Source organism: Moraxella oculi (assembly GCF_023336735.1).
GTDB lineage: Bacteria > Pseudomonadota > Gammaproteobacteria > Pseudomonadales > Moraxellaceae > Moraxella > Moraxella oculi.
This window is the reverse complement of the sequence record NZ_JAMBAQ010000070.1, coordinates 1-364: the sequence shown is the minus strand read 5'-3', so window position 1 is coordinate 364 and position 364 is coordinate 1. Positions and strand designations below refer to the sequence as shown.

The following is a 364-nucleotide window of genomic DNA, read 5'->3' as shown; positions in this document are numbered from 1 at the left end:
CACCAATGACATCGGTAAATTGGCTGTGATTTCTGAAACCACTGTTGATGAAGTGGCTAAGAACCGTGCACAGATCAAAGATAATAAAGCAACAATTGACGCTCTAACCACAGCATCTAATGTATTGATCGACGAAATCGCTGAGAACCGTGCAAACATCACAGAACTGATGAATAAGCAAACCGCACCAAATGGTCAAGTAACAGTAGACCTAAAACCAGTCAATGACAAGATTGATGCTCTAACCACTGCATCTAATGTATTGATCGACGAAATCGCTGACAACACCAATGACATCGGTAAATTGGCTGTGATTTCTGAAACCACTGTTGATGAAGTGGCTAAGAACCGTGCACAGATCAAA

At 41.5% G+C, this 364-nt stretch carries 1 protein-coding gene; it reads left to right on the top strand.

What is annotated here, in order from left to right; translation table 11 throughout:
* Nucleotides 1-364: hypothetical protein (locus M2R47_RS09420; RefSeq protein ID WP_249102549.1), on the top strand; the 364-nt coding region annotated here is incomplete at both ends.